This is a genomic window from Acinetobacter sp. UBA3025 (assembly GCF_002367915.1).
Lineage (GTDB): Bacteria > Pseudomonadota > Gammaproteobacteria > Pseudomonadales > Moraxellaceae > Acinetobacter.
Genome location: NZ_DFDO01000138.1, coordinates 1 through 2,962, shown reverse-complemented (window position 1 = coordinate 2,962; position 2,962 = coordinate 1). Strand labels below are relative to the sequence as shown.

At 43.9% G+C, this 2,962-nt stretch carries 3 protein-coding genes; all 3 read right to left on the bottom strand.

Annotation, left to right across the window (positions count from 1 at the left end):
- Window positions 1–101 precede the first annotated feature (101 nt).
- Window positions 102–812 carry a septum site-determining protein MinC gene (gene minC / locus B4J23_RS05850; RefSeq protein WP_291359231.1) on the bottom strand — a complete coding sequence of 237 codons (711 nt, stop codon included), beginning with the start codon at window positions 810–812 and terminating at the stop codon, window positions 102–104.
- A 157-nt stretch (window positions 813–969) separates the two neighbouring features.
- Window positions 970–2,034: a preprotein translocase subunit SecA gene (locus B4J23_RS05845; protein WP_180012841.1), complete on the bottom strand. Its 1,065-nt coding sequence runs from the start codon at window positions 2,032–2,034 to the stop codon at window positions 970–972.
- Between the two features lie 17 nt (window positions 2,035–2,051).
- Window positions 2,052–2,962 (bottom strand): acyltransferase (locus B4J23_RS05840; RefSeq protein ID WP_291359228.1); only part of this gene is annotated, 911 nt, incomplete at its 5' end.

Sequence of the window (2,962 nt, the reverse complement as noted above, 5' to 3'; positions counted from 1 at the left end):
CCACCTTTGCCTGATGTTACGACAACAATTTTCGCCACCGAATCCACTCCTGTTATGGTTCAAATCCCCTATAAAATGGGGTTTTGGTGTTTATTTATACATTAAAATTGTAGAGCTTCAAATACAAGCTCTTGTTGATCATTCAAGTAAATATGCACGGGTTTTTTCACAACATTCGGTGGAATGTCGTCGGCCACACAGTAAGTACCTGCAATAGAAATCAGTTCGGCCTCCAGCGCATGGCAGAAAATACGCGCTGCAGTATTGCCACCCGCACCTGCAATCACACGGCCACGCGCGCTGCCATAAATATGGATATTGCCTGAAGCAATCACTTCTGAACCACTGTTTATTCCGGCCGTAATAATAATGTCACCCTGATTCTGCACAATGCATTGGCCGGTGCGCAGAATTTCATCGTGATAAGAAGTCACATGCGCGACGATCGGTGCTGCATCAGCTTTTTCATCGTCAGCAGCAGATTCGGATTTGACTTCCATGACCTGTTCTTTGGTCGCCTTAATTTCCTGTAACTGACGGTCTGGTGGCAGAACAGGGAACTGAATCGCACGAGCCTGATCCCCCAGAATCCCTTCAGTCACTGCCATAGGCTGAACTTCGAGATCAATCAGTAACTGGATCAGGGCAATCAGTTCCTGATCGACTGAACTTTCAATCACCACCAATGTGCCTGGCGGAAAAGCCGCTTGTAATTTTGGTTTCAGTTGCTGGCGGATTGCATCATGATCATTGGTATCGAGGCTAATGCGTAGCGCATTGACCATTCTGCCTTTTATCCGTATGTCAGCCATAATTTTTCCTTAATACTTCTGACTTGCTGTTTTATGTCGAAGCGATGTTGTAAATAGTGCAAATCCTAGAACAAATTTCGTTAATTCTCTAGCGATCCAAGTTATTTTTTTATACGAATAGAATCCACTTATCTTAGCCGATTCCACAAATGAAAACTTATCTATCGATTGAGCCCTGATTTTGTTCGTGTTCTTCTAAAATCTGTTGCCACTGTTTCACTTTGACCTGTTTTTGAATGGCTTCAAGTGTCTCAAAAACAGCCGATTCGACCAATTTATCAATATGTGGATTATGTTCAATCTGAATCTGGCTAATCTTATCTGAAATCATGGCAAAAGTCGGGTTTTCTTGTGATCCGTTATGTGTAAAAGGATCGATCAGACCTTGGGTGATATTTTCTCCCAGACGTTGACCAATACTCTGGATCTGACGTTCCAGCCGCCCGCCTACAATGGGAATCAGACGCAGAAGCTGGGTGAGTTCAGGTGTATCTTCAATGGCCTGATTGACGACTTGCCCGACATTTTTTGAAATCATGAAGCGCTGTGCCTGTAATTCCTTGCCCAAAGACTCTTGCAAGATATCTGCCAAAGCAACAGCCAGTAATTTACGGTGATGTTCCACCAAATCATCAATTAATTGTTTATGTGATGTGCTGGTGCTGAGTTCACGTTTAATGCCATCCAGTACCGTCAATACTACACGGCTCGAAAGTTCTTCCATCAGCAGGTTATAGTAGAAATTACCCCGTCTATACCAGCTTGCCGGTATGACTTTGTATCCATGGCTATGCAGGTTGTAGCCAATCGCGACTGCACGTAACAGACGCAGAAAACGTAGCTGTGGGATGATGGATAAAATTTCATACCAGTGCACAAAGGGAAAGAACCACCAGCGGGCATGGTGGCGCATAACAATGGCAATGAACCAGCGAACGATGAGTTCAATAATCAGGAAAGTGGTAAACCATCCCTCGGTAATCATTACCCAGGGACGTAATTCACTTTTATAAAACTGCAAGACATCAGGCAGACGAATGAAGTCAAACAACCAGTGCCCAAAATCGCTCATCAGAATGGCATTGGCACAGAGACAGAACAAATTGATGATGATGACAACCATCATGAAAATGTCGTAAATCAGTGCAATTTTCCAGCCCCAGGTACCTTTGCGAATAAACTTAAATGAGCTGGACACGAGGTCCGGGTTGTCGTTCTTCATAGTCTCTCTGGCAAATGTCAGGCAGAAGCAGAAATCAGGCTCTGCTGCATTTGCTCAATTAATTGGTCTTTTTCAGTCCAGATCTGGTCTACCCATTGCTGGAAACGTGCACGGTAATCTGCATCATCTTCATAATTGCCGCCGAGTACCCAGTCCGGAATGTCAATTTTTCTTAAGTTCACGGCAATACGCGGGACTTCGCCTAACCAAAATTCCCCATAACCTGGCACACCGTCAGGATAAACAATAGTCATATCCACCAGTGCATCAATTTTGTCTCCCAGAATGTTCAGTGCCAGCGCAAGACCGCCCGCCTTAGGCTTCAACAAATGCTTATAAGGCGATTTTTGCTGTTCATGCTTTTCCGGGGTAAAGCGTGTGCCTTCCAGATAATTCAGCAAAGTAAATGGCTGGCTAACCAGTTGTTCACATGCCTTGCGTGCTTCTTCCATATCCCGATATTTCAGGGAAGGGTTTTTGGCAATCTGTTCCTTGCTATGCCGTTTCATCATCGGGAAGCCCAGAATTTTAAAGGCTTGACCTACAAATGGAATAAAAATTAGTTCCCATTTTGTAAAGAAGCGGGTGAGAGGCATGCGCGTTAAACCGAAATACTGGTTTACTGTGGTATCCACCCAGCTCTGATGATTACAGGTCATTAAATAACGCCCCTGCATGTTAAGATCCAGAGATTCATCAATGCTGATTTGCCATTTGGTATTTTTCAGGACATTGTCAATCAGCCAGTTATTTACGCTTAACCAGCTATTGGTAATCTTGATATTGGTTTCATCAATTTTAGAAGATTTCTTAAAAAGTTTGGTCAGCCCCAAAGCCAGTACGGGTGGTCCATGAAAAAAAGTACTGCCAGTCATGACAGATGTCACCGTGAGGCCACGGGTAAGTTTTTTTAAAGTCGTTTGTTGCT